This is a genomic window from Litchfieldella xinjiangensis (assembly GCF_000759345.1).
Classification (GTDB): Bacteria; Pseudomonadota; Gammaproteobacteria; order Pseudomonadales; family Halomonadaceae; genus Litchfieldella_A; species Litchfieldella_A xinjiangensis.
The window spans coordinates 936342-957371 of record NZ_JPZL01000001.1 but is presented as its reverse complement, the minus strand read 5'-3'; the positions used below and the strand labels follow the sequence as shown (position 1 = coordinate 957371).

Sequence of the window (21030 nt, the reverse complement as noted above, 5' to 3'; positions counted from 1 at the left end):
ACTCGCTACCTTGGTCATGCAGGGGTCACTGCATGCGATGGATTTGCGATGCAATACGCGAACTAAGGAGAAGTTTGCCATGAACGACACTCAGGATTTATTCCCTACCCGTATCGAACGCAAGCTGGGCATGTTCGAGCGTCTCGACCCGGTCGTCCACACCGAGGGCAGCGAGCGTGAAGACGGCCCCCTGAGCAAGGAACAGGTCGACGAGTTCGAGGAGAAGGGCTTCATTTCCTTCGACAATTTCCTGAGCGAAGACGAAGTCGAGCAGTTCCTCCAGGAATTGCGTGAGTATGAAGAAGACGAGGACCTCAAACTGTCCGAGGGCACCGTGCTCGAACCGGGTAAACAGGAGATCCGTTCCGTCTTCGGTATCCACCAGGTCTCCGAGCGCTTCGATCGCCTGACCCGGGATCCGCGCCTGCTGGGCATGGTGGAGCAGTTGCTGGGTAAAGGGGTTTATATCCACCAGTCCCGCATCAACTACAAGCCCGGCTTCAAGGGCAAGGGCTTCGACTGGCACTCCGATTTCGAGACATGGCACAGCGAGGACGGCATGCCGCGCATGCGTTCGCTGAGCTGCTCGATCGTGCTGACCGACAACGGCGAGTTCAATGGTCCGCTGATGTTGATCCCCGGCTCGCACAAGTACTTCATCCCCTGTGTGGGACGTACACCGGAGGATAACTACAAGGAATCGCTGAAGAGCCAGGATATCGGTGTTCCCGACGATGCCAGCCTGCGTGACGTGATGGTGAAGGGCGACATCGAGGCGCCCAAGGGCAAGGCAGGCTCGCTGGTGATGTTCGAATGCAACACCATGCATGGTTCGAACATCAATATGTCCTGCTGGCCGCGCAGCAACTTGTTCTTCGTCTACAACAGTGTCGAGAACACGCTGCACGCTCCGTACTGCGGTAACAAGCCGCGTCCGGAGTTCCTGGCCAATCGCAAGGACTGGAGCCCGTTGAAGCCGCTGAAGTAATTGCGGTGTGAGGGGTTGAAAGGGCGCCACGGCCAACTCGGCCTGGCGCCCTTGTTTTTATACGGCTCATTCATAGCAGGAGGCTGGCATGGCTATCGATCTGCACAACAGCGTCGTGGTGATCACTGGTGCCTCCAGTGGTATCGGGCGTGCTACCGCGCATGAGTTCGCGCGCCACGGCGCTGCACTTTTCCTGGCCGCACGCGATCGTCAGGCGCTTCATGACGTTGCCGAGGAGTGCCATCGCTTGGGCGCCCCGGCGATGATCGTGGTGGCCGATGTCACCCTGTCGGAAGACGTGACCCGCCTGGTAAACACGGCCATCGATACCGCCGGACATATCGATATCTGGGTGAACAATGCAGGGATCGGCGCGCTGGGCGCGTTCGATGAGATCCCCCTGGATGCGCACGAACAGGTGATCCAGACCGATCTGGTGGGGCAGCTACGAGGCGCACACGCCGTGCTTCCGCACTTCAAGCGCCAACGTGCGGGCACGCTGATCAATAACATTTCCCTGGGCGGCTTTACGCCCCAGCCCTACGCGGCATCCTACAGCGCCGCCAAGTTCGGGCTGCGGGCCTTTGCCGAGAGTCTGCAAGGTGAACTGCAGCGCTGGCCCGATATCCATGTCTGCAATCTCTATCCTGCTGTCATGGATACCCCAGGGTTTCGCGATGGCGGCAACTACACCGGACGCAACATCAAGCCCGTGCCCCCGGTCTATGACCCCCGTCGCACCGCCCGGGCGATCGTCGGCGCCGCACGCCGACCGCGTCACAGCATCTATGTCGGCTTCCCCTCGGTGCTGGCCCGCCTGGCGCATGGGGTGCCGGGCTATAGTCAGCTCAACGCTAGATTGGTCAACGCCTCGCTCAGCCGGGCTCGACCGCTGCCACGCTATTCGGGGAACCTGTTCTCGCCTCCCTCGGCGCAGCGGCGCATCGATGGTGGGTTCCGATCGTCACGCCCGCGCTATGGCTCGGCGCTAATGGCCACGGCGGCTGTGGCGGCATTGGCAGGCGCATGGTGGTGGCGCGAGCGCCGCAAGTAGGGTCAGATTTCCATGTGTGAGCGCAAGGTTTCGGCATTCCGCTGCATCTGGGTATTGACCTGTTTCAGTCGGATGCGCTTGCGCCCATGCTCGACGATTGCGCGTTCGAACCGTTCGAGTGCCTCGGACAAGCTGGCGTCGTCATCCTTCGGGTGGAGCCGGTAATAAGCCACTTGCGCTTGGCCTTCTGCCGGGCTGCTATGGCTGGCATATAGCGTGTCTTCGGTGCGATAGATCTGCCAGCCGGCCCGCTCGATAGGGGCGTCGAGTCCCTGGGGAAGGGTGGGGAGCGTTTCCAGCGAGAACGCGACCTCGGGGTGGGGGGTATGTTCGGTTTGCGCATGGAGTGCGCGGTACTCCTCGGCCAGTTTCAATGTCTCATCGGCAAGCTCGCCCTCGGCGCGTTCGTAGGTAATCGTGGTGACATTGTCGCGGTTCTCGAAGACGCCCTCGATATGATGGGCCACGGGAATCCAGAGTTCACCCTGCTCGATCCTTGGCTTGGCCGGGACTCGGCCTTCATAGGTATAAGTCACTCGCGTGTCGCTCATCGCTGCTTCCTTGCCTGTCGTTTCCTTGCCTTGAACCCTCTACCCTACGTGCTTCCCCTTAGGTCGTCACGTCATCGACTTGACTGTAAGTCTACCCAGTGATAGAGTGTGCGAAGTAGGTAGCAAGATGCATATTGTCAGTTGTACTCGATTTATTCGGTAGCCTGGTCATATCCCTTGTTTTGCCCACTTCTCTCGGGTATTACCCGGCAATCGCAACAACACGCCTAGCGCGTAAGGAAATCGAACATGGCAACTGGCACAGTCAAGTGGTTCAACGACTCCAAGGGTTTCGGCTTTATCGCTCCGAGCGATGGTGGTGACGATCTTTTCGCCCACTTCTCCGAAATCCAGGCTGACGGCTTCAAGTCCCTGCAGGAAGGTCAACAAGTCTCTTTTGACGTGACCCAGGGCAAGAAAGGCCTTCAGGCTGCTAACATCAAGCCCCTCTAACCGACCGGTTAGGTGTGCTTGGCGCCGCAAGGCGCCGATCTTCAAGACCCGCTCAGGCGGGTCTTGTCGTTTTTGCTTGTAAGAAAAAGCAGTGATCGAAGGCCCAATCATTATTGGTTGGGCCTTCTTTTTTTGCCTGTTTATGCCTGCGATAAGTGGCTATTGGGCCTTGGCCTCGGGGATTTCGTCCCAGCGAGTGGTGCTGCGATTGCTGCGATGGGCGCAGCGCAGATGCCAGGCCGCATTTGCGCTAGGTAGGCCGAGTTTGACCGTGCCGCGTCCCATGCGTCGGTTAAGCTCATCAAGGGTGGCCATCAGTTGCTGGCTACGTTGCCGATCGCCCTCGCTCTGGGGAGTATCGAGCAGCGAGAGTTGCTCTCGGTCGGCATCGATCAGGTCGAGCAGCATGACGCCCACTTTCATATAGCGATAGCGCGGCCGGTAGATCGTGCCCAGCGCCTGCTGGGCGGCCTGAATGATCAGGCGGGAATCATCGCTGGGGCGCTCGAGTTCGACGATGGCGCTGGGAAAGTACTGAGGCAGATCGGGTCGATGCTTGTTGGTCTTGAGGAAGACCAGTACGGCGCGGGCCAGGCTGCGCTGCTCACGCAGCTTCTCGGCCCCGCGTTGGGCATGTTGACGAATGGCCTCGCGGATTTCGCCCAGGTCATCGGTCAGGCGGCCAAAGCTGCGCGAGGTCATGATGCGCAGGCGGGCCTCGTCGGTATCCCGCATGTCGATGGCGGGCTGGCCTTGCAGTTCGAGTACGGTGCGCTCCAGTGTGACGCTGAACTTGCGTCGAATACGCTTGGGGTCCTGTTGGTGAAGATCCCAAGCCGTGCGGATCCCCATGATCGTCAGGCGCTCGACCAGTCGCCGTCCCACCCCCCACACATCGCCCAGTTCGGTTTGCTGCAGCAAGCCACGTGTTTCGGGGCTATCTGGTGACAATATGCATACTCCGTCGTAAGCGGGAAGCTTCTTGGCGGCCCGATTGGCCAGTTTGGCCAATGTGCGGGTCGGCGCGACGCCGACGGAAACGGGAATGCCGGTATAGCGATGCACACGATCATGCAGGGTGCGGGCCAGGTCGTGGGTGGTCTTGCGATCGAATCCCGCAAAGTGCACGAACATCTCGTCGATCGAATAGGGCTCGACCCCGGCCGAGAACTCCTCGAGCACTGCCTGCACTCGTCGGCTCATGTCGCCATACAGCTCGTAGTTGGACGAGAGCAGGTGTATTCGGCCTTGGCGCACCAAGGATTGAAGTTTGAAGGCGGGCACGCCCATGTCGATTCCCAGCGCCTTCAGCTCGTTGGAGCGGGCGATCACGCAGCCGTCGTTGTTGGACATGATTCCTACCGGCTGGCCCATTAGCTTGGGCTGGAACACGCGCTCGCACGAGACATAGAAGTTATTGCAATCGACCAGACCGATCATGACAGGCACTCATGAACCACCGCCCGCACGACACCCCACACCTGGCAATCGCACTCGGCCAGTGGAATCGGGGCATAACGCGGGTTGCCGGAGCAAAGGAAGGGCTGCTTGCCGATGAGGTCATAGCGTTTGACGACGACCTCGCCATCGATCGAGGCCACCAGAATATGCCCGGGGCGCAGCTCGATGGAGCGGTCGATCACCAGAAGATCCCCAGCCCGGATACCGAGTGGCTCCATGCTGTCGCCCGTCACGCGCATGAAGAAGGTGGCTGCAGGATGCCTCACCAGGTGCTGGTTGAGGTCCAGGGCGCGCTCCTCGTAGTCCTGGGCGGGGGAGGGAAAGCCGCTCAGACCGGCACGGGTGAGTACCAGCGGGTAGGGAAGCCAGCAGGGCGTCGGGTCGGGGTGGGCCTGGCTCAGCAACTGTAGGGACACGAGTGATCTCCTATATCTGTAAATATATACAGTATTCATGAGATGGACGTTGTCCGGCAAGTCTTCAGGGCCCGAACGGGCGTACTTCGGTAAGGCATTGATTAGAAAACATGCGGATACGATGTAGATGTCATGTGTTCTCGCCTTCGACCTCCGGAGCGCATCGTGACGCTTGGTTCTGCACAGTTAAGTAGCCTTTTACGTGGTGAATTGTGACCCCATGGTTTAGGCTTGTTGGGTAACGCTCTGCTACTGCTGACATCCGACGGTAAAAAAATAATACCGCTGTCGGGGTGAGAGTGTGTGCATTGGCAAAAACCCGATAAGTAAAAGACGCCAGGATCCAATGAAGGCGTGAAAAAAAAGACGAAGAATGACCGGTACGCGCTGCAGGACTGCAGCCATGTCAACAGGGTAAAGGCAGTTGCCCGCTCAAGATGCCAAGGAGGCAGGGAACGATGTGGGATAACATCGCCACGTTAGGGGTAAGTCTTTTTTTTCTTGGAGGTTGGTGGCTGGCAGCCAGGTACCTGGAGGGTCGGGGAACACACTGGTTATCTCGTCACCTGATGGCCATGCCCGTTGGGCTGGCCGCCGGTGTGGGGTTCATTGCGGTACTGGTGAGCACGGGATACGTGACGCTGGCAGGAGCGCCGAATTCGACACGGACGGCTGACACTCAGGATGTCGAGGCCATTTTCGCGACCAGCCATGCCGATCCTGTCGATACCGAAGCCGCCATACTTGGCCAGCAGGCGCTATTCGCCGGCAATGGTCATGCAGGTTGCTTCAAGGAGCGTAAGCTGAACCAGCTCCTCGTGGCCGCGACGCAGGCCGACCAACGGCGAATCGACACCCTGCTCAACAAGGATTGCATCATTCCGACGACCGGAATGCGGCTCAGTATCCTCGAGCAGACACAAACCGGAACGGTACGCGTCCGAACGCTGGATGAGGAGACGGTACTGGAATTCTGGACGGTATCCGAGGCGATCGCACTCAGCGAGCGCTGATCTCCAAGAGCCGTTAATGACCAAGCACGGGCGCACAATGCGCCCGTGTTTCGTTTGAACCTCAATGTCATTCACGGTTGCGTTCGCCGGTGGGCGGCCGTCCATGGGAGAATGAGGCTAGAACGCGCATTGAAGGAGGCGAGCATGGCAACCGCGGGAGAAAGGAAAGGGCGTTCCTGGATCGTGATCCTGCCCGTACTCTGGGTCATGGCCGGCTGCAGTGAGGAACCCGAGCGCCCGGACGCCACGGAATCGGAAGCGACTGCCACGACGGTATCCGAATCGCCATCAGCCTCGCAGGAAGATGCCTCGTCACTCTCACCGATGACGGACCCCGTGACGATCGAGGCCCGTGTCGAAGCACGGCCCGATGAACGGCTCAAGGTCACGGGACAGACCAACCTGCCGGACGGGACGGAAGTCATGGTAATGATCGAGCGTGTCGCCAGCGGCGTGCGCTGGCGGCACCTGACCCGGGTCGAGGCAGGGCGCTTCTCGGCGGAGCCCTTCGGGCCTGGCAGTGGTGTGCCCGATGGTGAGTATGCCGTGTCGGTGAGTGCCCGCCCCGCCCATGCCCAGCCAGAAGCGGTGCGTGACGTCATAGGCGCACAGGGAGAACACCTGCAGGGCGAATTGGTTTCCGAGGCACGCCACCGGGGCAGGACGGCGACCTTGCGATTCGATTACACCTCAGGTACGTCGTAGTAGCGAGCGATCACGCGAAAGGCTGAAGTGAGCGAACTTTACGTGACCCGATAACTTAGGTTATGCCAGATAGCGAGGAATACTGGCAGGGTACCCATGTCGGGACATGGAGGCCTCGACTCAGCAGCATGGACGGTGCGCGATAAGTCAGCCTTGCGCCATGGATCGGTGGGGGCTGACTTATCATTTTGCGGATGCGCTTTTGCCCATCATTAGGCCAAGGACCACTGTGCCTGTATGGCGCCATGCACCCGCCAGGTGCCGCCGCCGGTCGGTGTATCGGTGTCGAGCCTTACCACTTCTATCCTTTTCTCCCGCTCCACGACATAAAGCCCGGGCTCGCTCACGGTGGACGTGGCGCAAACGGCTGCCAGGTCGCCATGCGCCAAATGGTCGAAATGCTGCTCGGCCCCCGGTGTAACCAGGTAGCAATGTAGCGGGAGCACCGAATCGATCAGTTCACTGGGTAGCGAAATGATCGATTCGCTTCGGCTTTCCCAAGGAACCGGTGGATGAGCGTTGAGCACCAGCACGCGGGGCAGGCTAGGCTTGGCTGGGTTGGCGAGAAGCTCCCCCAAGGAGCAGCCCAGGGCATCGGACAGGGCAACCAGACGTTCGTGGCCAATCTGCTTGATCGCACCGGACTCCCAGTAGGAGATGGTGACGTCGGAGACACCCACGCGGCGCGCCAAGGCCGCCTTGTTGAGGTTGGCCTGCTGGCGTAGACGTTTGATTCGGGGACCTAAGGTATCCATGCACCACCTCGCAGACTTGGGATCATGATGCTCGTGCATCCCAAGGCAATTGTGCAATAACACGCATCAACGTTAAGACAACTCGCGCCAGGCAAAGTGCTCCTCGAGAAAAGAAAAAGCATCGCGAGGAAAGCCCCGAACATGGCGGAAGCAGTAGCGGGAAAAAGAAAGCGCGCCGACGTCATGGACGACCGGCTGCGCACAAGCAGAGATGCACTGAAGGCGTCATCCAGGGGGCCCAACCCCCCTGATAACATGGCGCTCTGGGAGTCGTATTCAGTCTCCGTGAGCGCAGGGGCAGTATAGGCAGTCGGCGTTTGCGGAATAAGTGGGTACAATCGAAAACTAGTGTTTCCAAATTGGAAACTTAACGCCTGACCAAGACAGGCCAAGAATAGAGAGTCTTCCCAGATGGCCACCCTGGATGCCCTGCGGGTCTTTGTCGAAGTCGTACGGAGCGGTAGCTTCACTGCGGCGGCACGGCGTATCGGTATCTCCAAATCCCTGGCTTCCAAGCGGGTTGCCGCCTTGGAAGAAGAACTTGGGGTCAGCCTTCTCAATCGCTCGACCCGGTCGTTGCATCTCACCGAAGCCGGGCGAATCTATTACGAGCATGGTTTGCGTATTCGTGAGGAGCTGGCGTCAGCAGAGGCCCAGGTTCAATCGGTGACGTCCCGCCCACGCGGGCAGCTCAAGGTCAGCGCCCAGGTCAGCTTCGGCTTCATGTACCTGGCCGCACCGACCACTGCCTTCATGCGTCGTTACCCCGATGTCGCCGTGGAGATCCTGCTCGAGGACCAACGCTTCGAGCCCATCGACGATTCGGTCGATCTCGCCATTCGCATGGGGCCGCTGCCGCCTTCCAGCCTGGTATCTCGCCCGCTGTGCAAGGTGGTTTATGGTCTGTACGCTGCGCCGGAGTACCTGGCACGGGTCAACCAACCGCAGCACCCTCAGGATATCCGAGAGCACGACAGTATTTTCTACGGCAATTACGATCTGGGGGCCCATTGGCGCTTTTCACTCAATGGGCAGCCCTTGGATATCGAGCCCAGTTCACGGTTGGTCATCAATAACCTGCTAGGCGTGGTGGAAGCCGCCAAGGCGGGCTTCGGGCTGGCCTACCTGCCGACTTTCGCGGGGCGCTCGGCGGTGGCCACGGGTGAGCTGGTTCCGTTACTTCAGCCTTACTGGAACGAGCACGGCTCCATGCTGGTGCTGTTTCGCTCGCGCAAGTACCTGCCCGACAAGACGCGTGCCTACCTGGATTTCATCACCGACTGGTTCCGGGTGCATCTCGCGCTCTAGCCAAGGCTGCCGGTGTGGATTCGTGTGCGTATAATCGCCCCACCGGAACTCACGCGTTCAGATGGTTCCGCCCGAGCGGAATCTCCTACAGCTGAAAATGGATGAAGAGACATGACCGTACGTACGCGCATTGCGCCGTCACCGACCGGCGATCCTCACGTCGGCACGGCCTACATCGCCTTGTTCAACTTGTGCTTCGCCCGCCAGCATGGCGGCCAGTTCATCCTGCGCATCGAGGATACCGACCGTCAGCGTTCGACCCCCGAGTCCGAACAGATGATTCTCGATTCGCTGCGCTGGCTGGGGCTTGAATGGGATGAAGGCCCCGATGTCGGCGGCCCGCACGGTCCGTATCGACAGAGCGAGCGTGGTGAACTCTATGCCGAGTACGCGCGGCAGCTGCTCGAGGCCGGGCACGCTTTCAAGTGCTATCGCACCGCCGAAGAGCTTGACGAGCTGCGCGAAGCGCGCAAGGCAGAAGGGCTGCAGATGGCGCTCAAGCCGGCCGACCTGGCGCTGCCCGATGAAGAAGTGGCGCGTCGTGAAGGGGAAGGGTGGCCGCATGTCGTGCGCATGAACGTGCCGAGCGAAGGCGTCTGCGTGGTCAAGGACATGCTGCGAGGTACTATCGAGGTGGACTGGGCCCAGGTCGATGCACAGATCCTGCTCAAGTCCGATGGCATGCCCACGTATCACCTGGCCAATGTGGTCGACGATCACCTGATGGGGATCACTCATGTGCTGCGCGGCGAGGAGTGGATCAATTCCGCCCCCAAGCACCAGTTGCTCTACGAGTACTTCGGCTGGCAGATGCCTGAGCTGTGCCACATGCCACTGCTGCGTAACCCCGACAAATCGAAGCTCTCCAAGCGCAAGAACCCGACCTCGATCAATTACTATCGACGCATGGGCTTCCTGCCCCAGGCCGTGACCAACTACCTGGGGCGTATGGGGTGGTCGATGCCGGACGAGCGCGAGAAATTCAGCCTCGACGAGATGATGACTCATTTCGATATTCAGCGCGTCTCCCTGGGCGGTCCGGTATTCGATCTCGAGAAGCTGACCTGGCTCAACGGTGTCTATATCCGCGAGGATCTCGACGACGACGCTTTCCTGGCTGCCCTGAAGCGCTGGGCCTTCAATGAGGAATATGTTCGCCAGATCCTGCCGCAGGTACGCCCACGGGTCGAAACGCTCTCGGATGTCGCACCGCTTGCAGGTCACTTCTTCTCCGGCATGCCGCGCATCGATGAGACGAGCTTCGATGACATCAAGCTCGAGCGCGAGACGCTCATCAAGCTCCTGCAGTTCCTGACCTGGCGCTTCGAAGAGACCAACCGCTGGGACAAGGATGCGCTGCTGGCCGAAGTGAAAGGCATGGCCGAGGTCTTCGAGCTCAAGATGAAGGCCTTTCTGGCCCCGGTATTCATTGCCGTGACCGGATCGGCGACATCCACGTCGGTGATGGATGCGATGGTCATCCTGGGCTCCGACATGACTCGCGCCCGCCTGCGTCACGCCATCGCCGTATTAGGTGGCGTATCCAAGAAGCAAGCCAAGCGCTTCGAAAAAGAGTATCGCGACCTCTAAACAATCTGTTGACGTACCTCCCGCGAATCAGTAACATGCGCTCCGTCTTCACGAGACACTCGATGCGAGACGGGGCCTTAGCTCAGCTGGGAGAGCGCGACACTGGCAGTGTCGAGGTCAGCGGTTCGATCCCGCTAGGCTCCACCATCTTGTATGTCACGTGAACGATGCTTGCGTCCCATTCGTCTAGTGGTCTAGGACACCGCCCTTTCACGGCGGGAACAGGGGTTCGAACCCCCTATGGGACGCCACTTCCTTATTGGTTCGATGATGGACTGCCGAGACGCTCAGAGCGTCTTTTTTTGTCCCTGCTGATTAGACTCTCATACCTGCCCAATCGGGCTGGTTTTGTTGGCTTTGCGTAGAGCGGACGTGAGCAATTTTTCACGTCTTCGGTATTGACATGGCCAGAGAGTTGTCCACGTTAGCGTTGAAATCCCTTTAACTTGTGCACAAGCCCCGTGAAACCCGCATGGCTGTGGGGCTTGCCTGTTAAGTTCTTTTAAATCAATGACTTATAATTGATCAAAAAATAGACAATTTAAGCGTAACCCGCTTGTCACGGTCGCTCGTGAGGGTTATCTCAAAGTTGTGAACAGTGTTATCCACAGAATGTGTGGAAAACATGACAGGCGTAAACAAGGGTAAAAAAAGGGCCAGGAAATGCTGTTGCGCAGCAACAAAAAAGCTGCCGAGCAGGCGAAGCGAAGCGCGGTACGTATGACGCCTTTCATGCGTCCTGAGTTAACCAACCCATACTTGGTTCCGAAGGTGCCGCCCGGGCTGATGTCGGGAACACCGAATCGCGCGCTGGGGGGTGTAGGAGCGCAGCTGGGCTGCGCGAGTTTTTATCGGCCATGACAATCTATTCATCGCGCAGAAAATCTGCGCTCCTACGAAACCAGAGCCAGATTCAGCGTGAGGAAGTAAGTAACGCGGTGAGTATCTGCGCTCCTACACAGTCAGCGCCAGATTCAACGTAGAAGGCGCAATAGGCTGCTGCGGCAAGAGGGGGAGAGGCTGCGCAGGGGTATGCCCTGCGCAGCCTTGATACTTACTTGGCGGGATAGTCGCGCTTGTCGTGACCGACGTAGAGCTGGCGCGGACGGCCGATCTTGAAGTCGCCACTGAGCATCTCGTGCCAGTGTGAGATCCAGCCGATGGTGCGAGACACGGCGAAGATGACCGTAAACATGTTGGTCGGGATGCCCATGGCCTTGAGGATGATGCCCGAATAGAAGTCGACGTTCGGGTAGAGCTTGCGCTCGACGAAGTAGTCATCTTCCAGGGCGATCTGCTCGAGACGCTTGGCGATCTTGAGCTGCGGGTCGTCGGCCATACCGAGTTCGGCCAGTACCTCGTCGCAGGTCTCCTTCATGACCTTGGCGCGCGGGTCGAAATTGCGATACACGCGGTGGCCAAATCCCATTAGGCGGAACGGATCGTTCTTGTCTTTCGCACGATCGACGAAGCGCTGAATGTTCTCCTCGGACTCATCGCCGATCTCGTCGAGCATGTTCAGTACCGCCTCGTTGGCGCCACCGTGGGCCGGGCCCCACAATGCCGCGATGCCGGCGCTGATGCAGGCGAACGGATTGGCTCCGGTGGAGCCTGCCAGGCGCACCGTCGAGGTCGAGGCGTTCTGCTCATGGTCGGCATGCAGCATGAAGATGCGATCCATGGCCTTGGCGAACACCGGATTGATCCGGTACTCCTCGCAGGGATTGCTGAACATCATGTAGAGGAAGTTCTCTGCATAGTTCAGATCGTTGCGGGGATAGTTGAACGGCTGACCGATGTTGTACTTGTAGGACATGGCCGCGATGGTCGGCATCTTGGCGATCAGGCGAATCGCACTGATCTCGCGGTCCTCTTCCTTGGTGATGTCCATGTGGTCGTGATAGAAGGCCGCCAGGCCGCCGACCACGCCGCACAGGATCGACATCGGGTGGGCGTCGCGCCGGAAGCCCTTGAAGAAGTTGTTGATCTGGTCGTGGACCATGGTGTGGTTGCGGATCCGCGACGCGAAATCGGCGTACTGTTCATCGTTGGGCAGTTCACCGAACAGCAGCAGGTAACTGAGTTCAACGAAGTTTGATTGATCCGCCAACTGGTCGATCGGATAGCCCCGATGCAACAGGGTGCCTTCGCCGCCGTCGATGTAAGTGATCGCGGACTGGCAGGAGGAGGTGGCCATGAACCCCGGGTCATAGGTGAAGAAACCTTCGGCGCCGAGGCCGCGAACGTCGATGACGTCGGGGCCGACAGTGCCGGAATAGACGGGGAACTCGATCGCCTTGTCTATTCCTTCGATGGTCAACTGCGCTTTTCTGTCAGCCATGATGGCCTCCTCTGATATGGTGTCAGGCGATAAGTCGTTGTCTCGCTTGCCGTACTGGCGAAAAGGTTCGCCCACTATAGAAGCGTGCCGGGCGATGTCAATTAGCCCATGGGGCAGTGGACTTGTGCGGATAACGTATTGGTGTGAAAGGCTTGTATACTGATTGATGCTCTGCATCATTTTGCGCTTTTCCCCGGGGCGGTCAAGGATGGACGAAGGTCTAGGGAAGTAAGCTTCGATTTGTCATGCTTCACCCTTGTCCTTATAATCCACCCCGCGCGACTGGCTGGATGAAGGTCGTGCCGACTTGGCAGACGGCCGAGCCCTTCCTCAAAACCACCGCCCGCTCGGGCCTCGCCCGATGCATGCAAGAGCGGGCCAAGAGAGTGTGTAAAGAGCCGTGAATAGCAAACGACCCATAAACCTAGATCTTGCGACGATCCAGTTCCCCCTCCCGGCGCTCACGTCCATTGCCCACCGCATCAGTGGCGTCATCCTGTTCATCGGCTTGATCTTCGCCTTCTGGGCGCTCGACAAGTCGCTCTCGTCTCCCCAAGGCTTCGATGCGGTACGTGACACGCTGGCGCACAACATCCTGGCCAAGCTGGTGGCCTGGGGCATGCTGTCCGCGCTCGCAGTGCACTTCGTGGCGGGCGTAAAGCACCTTCTGATGGACCTCCATATCGGCGTGACGCTGGAAGGTGGACTTCGCAAGGCACAGATCACCGTTGTCGCCAGCGCCGTTCTGGTGATCCTGGCAGGAGTATGGGTATGGTAACCAACATCACGAACCCTGGGCGCAGCGGGCTGGCCGACTGGCTGATTCAGCGCGTCTCGGCTGTCATTCTCGCCCTTTATACGCTGTTCATCGTCGGCTACCTGCTGTTCAATCCGGGCCTGGACTACATCGCCTGGAGTGGATTGTTCTCGCAGGCGTGGATGCGCATCTTCTCATTGTTGGCGTTCGTGTCCCTGGCAGCCCATGCCTGGGTGGGCCTGTGGATCGTTACCACCGACTACCTCAACAAGTGGGTCGGTATCCGCCTGGCCGTCCAGACCTTCATCATCCTGGCCGTTTTCGTCTTTCTGGTGTGGGGCATTCAAGTCCTGTGGGGAGCCTGATCCATGTCTATGCGTAGCCTGACCTTTGACGCAATCATCATCGGTGGTGGCGGCTCCGGCCTGCGTGCCGCCCTCGAATTGGCCAAGTCCGGCAAGAAGACCGCCGTTCTGTCCAAGGTGTTCCCGACCCGTTCGCACACCGTGTCCGCCCAGGGCGGCATCACGTGCGCCATTGCCTCCGCCGACCCGAACGACGACTGGCGCTGGCACATGTACGATACCGTCAAGGGCGGTGACTACATCACCGACCAGGACGCTGCCGAGTACATGTGCTCCGAAGGCCCCAAGTCGGTCTTCGAGCTCGAGCACATGGGCCTGCCGTTTTCGCGCTTCGATAACGGTCGTATCTATCAGCGGCCTTTCGGCGGCCAGTCCAAGGACTTCGGCAAGGGTGGCCAGGCAGCGCGTACTTGCGCCGCGGCCGACCGTACCGGCCACGCCTTGCTGCACACCCTTTACCAAAACAATCTGAAGAACAACACCACCTTCCTGAACGAGTGGTATGCGGTCGATCTGGTCAAGAATGCCAACAACGATGTCGTGGGCTGTATCGCCATGTGCATCGAGACCGGCGAAGTGGTGCACGTGAAGTCCAAGGCCACCGTCCTCGCTACCGGTGGGGCGGGCCGTATCTACGCCTCTACCACCAACGCCCTGATCAATACCGGTGACGGTATCGGCATGGCCCTGCGCGCCGGTTTCCCGATGCAGGACATGGAGATGTGGCAGTTCCACCCCACCGGTATCTATGGGGCGGGCGTGCTCGTCACGGAAGGCTGCCGTGGTGAAGGCGGCTATCTGGTCAACAAGGATGGCGAGCGCTTCATGGAGCGCTATGCGCCCAACGCCAAGGATCTCGCAGGTCGTGACGTGGTAGCACGCTCCATGGTCATGGAGATCCTCGAAGGCCGTGGCTGTGGCGAGAAAGGCGACCACGTCTACCTCAAGCTCGATCATCTGGGCGAGGAAGTGCTGGGCAAGCGTCTGCCGGGTATCGTCGAGCTTTCGAAGACCTTCGCTGCCGCCGATCCGGCCAAGGAGCCGATCCCGGTCGTTCCGACCTGCCATTACATGATGGGCGGGATCCCGACCAATGTGCATGGCCAGGCGATCATGCAGGACGCCGACGGCAAGGACCAGATCATCAACGGCCTGTTCGCCTGTGGCGAAGCGGCCTGCGTCTCGGTGCATGGCGCCAACCGCCTGGGCGGCAACTCGCTGCTCGACCTGGTGGTGTTCGGTCGTGCCGCCGGCATGTACATCGAAGGTGCGCTCAACGAAGGCATCGATTACCTCGACGCCTCCCAGTCGGACATCGATTCGGCGCTGGCTCGCATGAACCGGTGGAACGAATCCGGCAACGGCGAGTCAATCCCGGCACTGCGTGCCGAATTGCAAGACATCATGCAGACATCCTTCGGCGTGTTCCGCCAGGAGGATCACATGCAGGAAGGCGTCAAGAAATTGGCCGATCTGCGCGGCCGGATTGCCGAGGCACACCTGCCCGACAAGTCCAACGCCTTCAACACCGCTCGTGTCGAAGCCCTGGAGCTCGACAACCTGATGGAAGTAGCCGAGGCCACGGCGATCTCCGCGCTGGAGCGCAAGGAGAGTCGCGGTGCCCATTCCCGCTACGACTATCCGGATCGTGACGACGCCAACTGGCTGAAGCACTCCATCTACTTCCCGCTCGAGAAGAGGCTGGGCAAGCGCGATGTGAACTTCAAGCCGAAGACCGTCGACACCTTCGAGCCGAAAGTCCGTACTTACTAAGGGGGTCACGATGTCTACGCTTCAGGTTTCTCTTTACCGTTACAACCCTGAAACCGACTCCGCGCCGTACATGCAGGAGTTTCAGATCGACACCCAGGGCCGTGATCTGATGGTGCTCAACGTTCTTGAGTTGATCAAGGAGCAGGACAGCACCATGGTTTATCGCCGCAGCTGCCGTGAAGGGGTGTGCGGGTCCGACGGCATGAACATGAACGGCAAGAACGGCCTGGCCTGTGTCACGCCGCTCTCCGACGTGGTTCGCAACAACAAGCTGGTGCTGCGACCGCTGCCGGGCCTGCCGGTCATTCGTGACCTGGTGGTCGACATGGGTATCTTCTATCGTCAGTACGAGCGCATCCAGCCGTACCTGCAGAACGACGATCCGACGCCGGCCATCGAACGCCTGCAGTCGCCTGAAGATCGCGACAAGCTCGACGGGCTTTACGAGTGCATCTTGTGTGCTTGCTGCTCGTCGTCCTGCCCGTCGTTCTGGTGGAACCCGGACAAGTTCGTCGGTCCTGCCGGCCTGTTGCAGTCGTATCGCTTCCTGGCCGACTCCCGTGACACGGCCACTCGTGATCGCCTGGCCGATCTGGAGGATCCGTTCTCCGTATTCCGTTGCCGCGGCATCATGAACTGCGTGTCGGTTTGTCCCAAGGGGCTCAACCCCACACGGGCGATCGGCAAGATCCGGGAAATGCTGCTGACGAATGCCACTTAAATCGCGGCGCTCATCTTGCTATCATATACGCCGGTTTTCGGATGTGACCGAATGTCGCAGCCGGACCCGGCTCCCCGCCTCGAGAGCCGGTGCCTGGTGCACCGGCTTTTGACGATCGAAGCAAGGCGTATGGGCCGTGTCCGCCAAGGGCATGTAGCGAATTCGCCGGCTCGTTTCATCGCCCTCGCCGGCAGGGCACCAGAACGCCCCGATGCGGCGCCGCCGCGTTGGCGCAGTTAACACCCCATCAGTGCAGGGTGACAAGAGATGCAAGAAGGCATAATGGAGTTGATGTGGCGCACTTCCCACGTAAGTGGTGGCAATGCCCACTACGTGGAAGCGCTCTACGAACAATACCTCGTCGATCCCAACGCTGTTCCCGACGAATGGCGCAATTATTTTGACCAATTGCCCCGTCCCGAAGGCAGTCCCTCCCAAGACGTCCCCCTCGAACCCATCCGCGATCAGTTCTACCAGCTCGGCCGGAATCGGCGCACCACGCAGGCCGCTGCGTCCAGCGACAGTGGCGAGAGCAAGAAGCAGGTCAAGGTTCTCCAGCTGATCAACGCGTATCGCTTCCGCGGCCACCAGAAGGCCGATATCGATCCGCTCAAGCTGCGTTCGCAGGTGCCGGTTCCCGATCTGGAGCTCTCTTTCCACCAGCTTTCCAAGGCTGATCTGGATACCGAGTTTCAGACGGGTTCGTTGTTCCTGGGCAAGGACAAGGCGACGCTCAAGGAAATCGTCGACACGCTGGAGCAGACTTACTGTCGCTCCATCGGTTGCGAGATCATGCATATCGTCGACACCGAGGAGAAGCGCTGGCTGCAGCAACGGTTCGAATCGGTGCGCTCAAAGCCGAAATTCAGCGCCGACGTGCGCAAGCACGTGCTGGAGCGCCTGACGGCGGCGGAAGGGCTGGAAAACTACCTGGCATCGAAGTATCCGGGTACCAAGCGCTTCGGGCTCGAAGGCGGCGAAACCTTCATCCCGATGATGGACGAGATCATCCAGCGGACCGGGAATTACGGTACCAAGGAAGTCGTCATCGGAATGGCGCACCGCGGACGCCTCAACCTGCTGGTCAACATTCTCGGCAAGAGCCCCTCCGAGCTGATTGAGGAGTTCGACGGCAAGAAGGTGATCGAGAAGGGCTCCGGTGACGTCAAGTATCATCAGGGCTTCAGCTCCAACGTCATGACACCGGGCGGCGAGGTCCACCTGGCGCTGGCGTTCAACCCGTCGCACCTGGAAATCGTTGCGCCGGTTGTGGAAGGTTCGGTCCGCGCCCGCCAGGATCGCCGTGATGACAGCGAGGGCAGCAAGGTCCTGCCGATCAACATCCACGGCGACGCGGCATTTGCCGGCCAGGGTGTGGTCATGGAAACCTTCCAGATGTCACAGACCCGTGCCTACAAGACCGGCGGCACGGTTCATATCATCATCAACAACCAGGTCGGTTTCACCACCTCGCATCCGCAGGACACGCGTTCCACGGAATACGCCACCGATATCGCCAAGATGGTTCAGGCGCCGATCTTCCACGTCAATGGCGATGATCCCGATGCGGTGCTGCACGCGACCCAGGTGGCCATCGACTACCGTCACCAGTTCAAGCGTGACGTGGTCATCGACCTGGTCTGCTACCGCCGTCGGGGTCACAACGAGGCCGACGAGCCGTCCGGCACGCAGCCGATGATGTATCAGAAAATCAAGGATCATCCCTCCGCACGGGCGCTCTATGCAGGCCGCCTGGCTGAAGAAGGGGTGCTTTCCGAGGACGATACCAAGGCGCTGACCGAGAAATACCGTGAAGACCTGATGGCTGGCAATCACGTCGCTAACGCCTTGGTCAAGGAGCCTAACAAGGAGCTCTTCGTCGATTGGGCGCCTTACCTGGGGCACGAGTGGAGCGGCGATGCCGACACCACCGTCGACATGAAGCACATGCAGCAGCTTGCCGCGAGGATGTGCGAGATTCCCGACGGCGTCCAGGTGCAGCGTCAGGTGGCCAAGATCTACGAAGATCGCCGCAAGATGCTGGCGGGCGGCATGGGACTCAACTGGGGCTTCGCCGAGACCCTGGCCTATGCCACGCTGCTCGATCAGGGCCACCCGATCCGTATTACCGGGCAGGACACGGGGCGCGGCACCTTCTCCCACCGTCACGCGGTGGTGCATAACCAGAAGGACGGTACGACCTACGTGCCGCTCGAGCACATCAAGGAAGGGCAGCCGCGTTTCACCATCCACGACTCCTACCTCTCGGAAGAGGCCGTGCTGGCGTTCGAATACGGCTACTCAACCACGACCCCCAACTCACTGGTCATCTGGGAAGCCCAATTCGGCGACTTCTTCAACGGTGCCCAGGTGGTGGTCGATCAGTTCATCTCCTCCGGCGAGACTAAGTGGGGCCGTCTGTGCGGTTTGACCATGCTGTTACCGCACGGCTATGAGGGGCAGGGTCCCGAGCACTCCTCGGCACGCCTCGAGCGCTTCTTGCAACTGTGCGCCGAGCACAACATGCAGGTCTGCGTACCCACCACTCCGGCGCAGATATTCCATCTGCTGCGTCGCCAGGTGATTCGTCCGTTGCGCAAGCCGCTGGTCGTCATGTCGCCCAAGAGCCTGCTGCGCCACAAGGAAGCCACGTCGACCCTCGAGGATCTGGCGCATGGCAAGTTCCATATGGTGTTGCCGGACCAGGGCAAGCTCGACGCCGAGAAGGTGGAGCGGGTGGTGCTGTGTGCCGGCAAGGTCTATTACGACCTGGCCGCCTACCGCACCGAGAACGAGCGTGAGGATACGGCTATCCTGCGTCTGGAACAGCTCTATCCCTTCCCCAAGGAAGAGCTCTACGAGGCGCTCAAGGACTATCCGAACCTCGAACAGGTGATCTGGTGCCAGGAAGAGCCGCTCAACCAGGGCGCGTGGTATCAGAGCCAGCACCACATGCGTATCGTGACCGACATGCTGCGCGAAGGTCTGGGCCACCAGCTCAAGTTCGCCGGTCGCCCGGCATCGGCTGCCCCCGCATCGGGCTACATGTCCGTGCATGTCGAACAGCAGCGTCAACTGGTGGAAGACGCCTTTAACGGTTAAGGCGTCCCACGGGACGAGAGAGAACTCACAAGGGAAACGAAATGGCTACCGAGATCAAAGCGCCAAATTTTCCGGAATCCGTTGCCGAAGGCAGCGTGGCCACCTGGCACAAGAAGCCTGGCGATAGCGTCGAGCGTGACGAACTGCTCGTCGAGATCGAGACCGACAAGGTCGTGCTAGAAGTCTTGGCTCCGGAAGCCGGCACACTGTCTGAGATCAAGGCGGAAGAGGGTGACACCGTCCAGTCCGAACAGGTGCTGGGGCTATTGGGCGCTGCCGAAGCCAAGGCCGACAAGGCCGACGCCAAGGAAGAGTCCGAAGAAGAGTCGAAGGACGAGTCAAAGAAAGAATCCAACGACGCGCCGAAAGCTGAAAGCAAGAGCGATAGCAAGCCGGCTGCGTCGGGCAAGACCCATGATGTCAAGGCACCGAGCTTCCCCGAGTCGATTCAGGAAGGCACCGTTGCCACCTGGCACAAGAAGATCGGCGAAGCCGTGAAGCGTGACGAGGTGCTGGCCGACATCGAGACCGACAAGGTCGTGCTGGAGGTCGTGGCGCCGGCAGATGGCGCGCTCAAGGAAATCAAGGCCGAAGAAGGCAGCCAGGTCGAGTCCGAGCAGGTCCTGGCCATCTTCGCCGAAGGGGCGGGCGACGACTCCGGCGCAGACGAAGGCGCCTCTGCCGAGTCGCGCGGCGACGAGAGCGAAGCCAGTGGCAGCGAAACCGACGAGAAGGTCGGCGACAAGATCCTGGCCCCGGCCGCACGCAAGCTGGTCGCTGAGCACGATCTCGACGTCAACAAGATCGAAGGCACCGGCAAGGGTGGCCGTATCCTCAAGGAAGACGTCCAGCGTGCCGTGAAAGAAGGCAATGCGAAGAAGGCCTCACAGCCCTCTGCAGCGCCGCAGAAAGCGGCTGCAGCCGCACCGGCTGTCGAGGGCGAGCGGCCCGAGAAGCGCGTGCCGATGAGTCGTCTGCGTCAGACCATCGCCAAGCGTCTGGTCCAGGCCCAGCAGACCGCGGCCATGCTCACCACCTACAACGAGGTGGACATGGGCGCCGTGATGGCCCTGCGTGCTCAGTACAAGGACACGTTCCAGAAGTCCCACGACGTTAAGCTCGGTTTCATGGGCTTCTTCGTCAAGGCCGCCAGCGAAGCCCTCAAGCGCTTCCCTGACGTCAACGCCTCGATCGACGGTACCGATATCGTCTATCACGGCTACCAGGACATCGGCGTGGCGGTATCCACCGATCGTGGCCTGGTGGTCCCGGTACTGCGCGACACCGACAGCATGAAGATCGCCGATGTCGAGAAGACCATCGTCGATTTCGGTAAGCGTGCCCGTGACGGCAAGCTCGGCATCGACGAGATGCAGGGTGGCACCTTCACCATCACCAACGGCGGTATCTTCGGTTCGCTGATGTCGACGCCGATCATCAATCCGCCGCAGACGGCTATCCTGGGGATGCACAAGATCCAGGAGCGCCCGATGGCGGTCAACGGCAAGGTCGAGATTCGTCCGATGATGTACCTCGCCGTGTCCTATGATCACCGCATGATCGATGGCAAGGATGCAGTCCAGTTCCTGGTCACCATCAAGGAGCTGCTCGAGGATCCGGCGCGCCTGCTGCTGGACATCTGAGCATCGAGACGAAGCGAATCCATAGCGTACCGAC

18 protein-coding genes and 2 tRNA genes are annotated in these 21030 nt (G+C 60.0%); 15 read left to right on the top strand and 5 right to left on the bottom strand.

All coding sequences use genetic code 11. The features are described from left to right. The first annotated feature begins 79 nt into the window (after positions 1-79). Both thpD and JH15_RS04500 read left to right on the top strand, forming a co-directional pair. Complete coding sequence (gene thpD / locus JH15_RS04505) at positions 80-988, top strand: ectoine hydroxylase (protein ID WP_043527398.1); 909 nt, start codon at positions 80-82, stop codon at positions 986-988. Between the two features lie 88 nt (positions 989-1076). Continuing rightward, a complete protein-coding gene (locus tag JH15_RS04500) occupies positions 1077-2042 on the top strand; it encodes an SDR family oxidoreductase (protein ID WP_043527396.1) in 966 nt (321 codons plus the stop codon). 2 nt (positions 2043-2044) lie between these two features. Here JH15_RS04500 and JH15_RS04495 read toward each other — a convergent pair whose 3' ends face one another. After that, the gene (locus JH15_RS04495) at positions 2045-2593 is read right to left on the bottom strand and encodes a hypothetical protein (RefSeq protein WP_043527394.1); all 549 of its coding nucleotides are present in this window, start codon (positions 2591-2593) and stop codon (positions 2045-2047) included. Between the two features lie 249 nt (positions 2594-2842). Between JH15_RS04495 and JH15_RS04490 the strand changes: the two genes are divergently transcribed. Next, on the top strand, positions 2843-3046 hold the full coding sequence (locus tag JH15_RS04490; RefSeq protein WP_043527392.1) for a cold-shock protein: 204 nt from the start codon (positions 2843-2845) through the stop codon (positions 3044-3046). A 159-nt stretch (positions 3047-3205) separates the two neighbouring features. Here the strand turns inward: JH15_RS04490 and JH15_RS04485 are convergent, their stop codons facing one another. Together JH15_RS04485 and JH15_RS04480 are read right to left on the bottom strand one after the other, a co-directional pair. Then, entirely contained in the window at positions 3206-4486 is a 1281-nt protein-coding gene (locus JH15_RS04485) for a Y-family DNA polymerase (RefSeq protein WP_043527390.1), read from the bottom strand. Next, entirely contained in the window at positions 4483-4923 is a 441-nt protein-coding gene (locus JH15_RS04480; protein ID WP_052383892.1) for a LexA family protein, read from the bottom strand. The genes JH15_RS04485 and JH15_RS04480 overlap by 4 nt, the downstream gene beginning before the upstream one ends. 458 nt (positions 4924-5381) lie before the next feature. On the opposite strand from JH15_RS04480, the gene JH15_RS04475 reads away from it, so the two are divergent. Both JH15_RS04475 and JH15_RS04470 read left to right on the top strand, forming a co-directional pair. Continuing rightward, a complete protein-coding gene (locus JH15_RS04475; RefSeq protein ID WP_156105244.1) occupies positions 5382-5936 on the top strand; it encodes a hypothetical protein in 555 nt (184 codons plus the stop codon). Positions 5937-6080: 144 nt separating this feature from the next. Next, positions 6081-6641 (top strand): hypothetical protein, encoded by a 561-nt coding sequence (locus JH15_RS04470; RefSeq protein ID WP_081948876.1) that lies wholly within the window; start codon positions 6081-6083, stop codon positions 6639-6641. A 212-nt stretch (positions 6642-6853) separates the two neighbouring features. Here JH15_RS04470 and JH15_RS18305 read toward each other — a convergent pair whose 3' ends face one another. Then, positions 6854-7396: a helix-turn-helix domain-containing protein gene (locus tag JH15_RS18305; RefSeq protein ID WP_052383891.1), complete on the bottom strand. Its 543-nt coding sequence runs from the start codon at positions 7394-7396 to the stop codon at positions 6854-6856. 411 nt (positions 7397-7807) lie between these two features. On the opposite strand from JH15_RS18305, the gene JH15_RS04460 reads away from it, so the two are divergent. The 4 genes from JH15_RS04460 (at position 7808) to JH15_RS04445 (ending at position 10545) form a co-directional block, all read left to right on the top strand. After that, positions 7808-8704, top strand: a complete 897-nt coding sequence (locus JH15_RS04460) for a LysR family transcriptional regulator (protein WP_043527385.1) — start codon at positions 7808-7810, stop codon at positions 8702-8704. A gap of 111 nt (positions 8705-8815) precedes the next feature. Beyond that, positions 8816-10294: a glutamate--tRNA ligase gene (gene gltX, locus JH15_RS04455; RefSeq protein ID WP_043527383.1), complete on the top strand. Its 1479-nt coding sequence runs from the start codon at positions 8816-8818 to the stop codon at positions 10292-10294. A gap of 71 nt (positions 10295-10365) precedes the next feature. Further along, positions 10366-10441 (top strand) — tRNA-Ala (locus tag JH15_RS04450). 28 nt (positions 10442-10469) lie between these two features. After that, positions 10470-10545, top strand: a tRNA-Glu gene (locus JH15_RS04445). Between the two features lie 803 nt (positions 10546-11348). On the opposite strand, the gene gltA is transcribed toward JH15_RS04445, so the two are convergent. Next, a complete protein-coding gene (gene gltA / locus JH15_RS04440; protein ID WP_043527381.1) occupies positions 11349-12635 on the bottom strand; it encodes a citrate synthase in 1287 nt (428 codons plus the stop codon). A gap of 400 nt (positions 12636-13035) precedes the next feature. On the opposite strand from gltA, the gene sdhC reads away from it, so the two are divergent. The 6 genes from sdhC to odhB all read left to right on the top strand — a co-directional run bounded on the left by sdhC (position 13036) and on the right by odhB (position 20996). Beyond that, positions 13036-13413, top strand: coding sequence for a succinate dehydrogenase, cytochrome b556 subunit (sdhC, locus tag JH15_RS04435; protein ID WP_043527379.1), 378 nt, complete (start codon positions 13036-13038; stop codon positions 13411-13413). Next, positions 13407-13757 (top strand): succinate dehydrogenase, hydrophobic membrane anchor protein, encoded by a 351-nt coding sequence (gene sdhD, locus JH15_RS04430; protein WP_043527377.1) that lies wholly within the window; start codon positions 13407-13409, stop codon positions 13755-13757. The genes sdhC and sdhD overlap by 7 nt, the downstream gene beginning before the upstream one ends. 3 nt (positions 13758-13760) lie before the next feature. Beyond that, positions 13761-15530, top strand: coding sequence for a succinate dehydrogenase flavoprotein subunit (gene sdhA, locus JH15_RS04425; protein ID WP_043527375.1), 1770 nt, complete (start codon positions 13761-13763; stop codon positions 15528-15530). A 10-nt stretch (positions 15531-15540) separates the two neighbouring features. Beyond that, positions 15541-16251, top strand: a complete 711-nt coding sequence (locus tag JH15_RS04420) for a succinate dehydrogenase iron-sulfur subunit (protein ID WP_043527373.1) — start codon at positions 15541-15543, stop codon at positions 16249-16251. A gap of 267 nt (positions 16252-16518) precedes the next feature. Continuing rightward, positions 16519-19353 carry a 2-oxoglutarate dehydrogenase E1 component gene (locus JH15_RS04415; protein WP_043527371.1) on the top strand — a complete coding sequence of 945 codons (2835 nt, stop codon included), beginning with the start codon at positions 16519-16521 and terminating at the stop codon, positions 19351-19353. A gap of 41 nt (positions 19354-19394) precedes the next feature. Beyond that, entirely contained in the window at positions 19395-20996 is a 1602-nt protein-coding gene (gene odhB / locus JH15_RS04410) for a 2-oxoglutarate dehydrogenase complex dihydrolipoyllysine-residue succinyltransferase (protein WP_043527369.1), read from the top strand. The last annotated feature ends 34 nt before the right edge of the window (positions 20997-21030 follow it).